At 27.4% G+C, this 831-nt stretch carries 1 protein-coding gene and 1 pseudogene; both read right to left on the minus strand.

Annotated features, from left to right (window positions below):
* Nucleotides 1–202, minus strand: a 202-nt coding sequence (locus CHL78_RS20315) for a rubredoxin-like domain-containing protein (RefSeq protein WP_408638632.1), incomplete at its 3' end; no start/stop codon positions are given.
* A 531-nt stretch (nucleotides 203–733) separates the two neighbouring features.
* A pseudogene (locus tag CHL78_RS21550) lies at nucleotides 734–831 on the minus strand (NADH peroxidase); the annotation flags it as partial.

An 831-nucleotide genomic window follows, 5' to 3' on the forward strand; every position in this document is an offset into this window, starting at 1 on the left:
CTCCAGTAAAGTTAGCTCTTAATCCTTCTAATATTTCTTCATCAACACCAGCTGCAGACCCTATTCTATGCTCATCAGCCCAAACCATTTCTCCTGACATTTCTTCGAACTTTTCAGCTCCTACTTTACATACTGGACATAGCTCTGGAGCAACATCCCCTTCATGTATATATCCACATACTGTACAAACAAATTTTTTCATAATCTTATTCCTCCCAATTATTTTATTTATTTTAATCTTATTAATATCATTGTTGTTATTTTTAAATTGTTATTTTTTATTATGATAAATATATACCCGACACCAATAACCTCAAACATTTTTTATAAAATATTTATTTTTGTTTAATATATTTATAAATATATTAATTGTTTTATTATGTTGAAACTTTTGTATAAGTCTAGAAAGGGATTTTATGAGAAATAATTGAACTCATTAAAATAAGTAATTTATCTTCACCTTGGTTATTCTAAAGAATTTCATCTTATGTAATTAGAACTACTTTATCATAATCAGACTGTATAATACTACTATTTAAAGGATGCATATAAATTTATAGGGGGGATATTTATATGATTTATGCTTTATTATTTGCAGGTATAATATTTTTGTTTTTACATTATTTTATTATTCAACAAGAAGATTACTTAAATGAATTGGATATGCTTGACTTTAGGAAATAAAATAGTAAAGCCCCTGACCAGTATAGGCCGGGGGCTTTGTTATCTTATATTATGCTTGCTTTCCAAAGTGTCTTTCTAATAATCCTAAGAACGCTTTACCATGTCTAGCTTCATCTTTACACATTTCATGAACTGTATCATGTATTG

Source organism: Romboutsia weinsteinii (assembly GCF_002250835.2).
Taxonomy (GTDB): Bacteria; Bacillota; Clostridia; order Peptostreptococcales; family Peptostreptococcaceae; genus Romboutsia_A; species Romboutsia_A weinsteinii.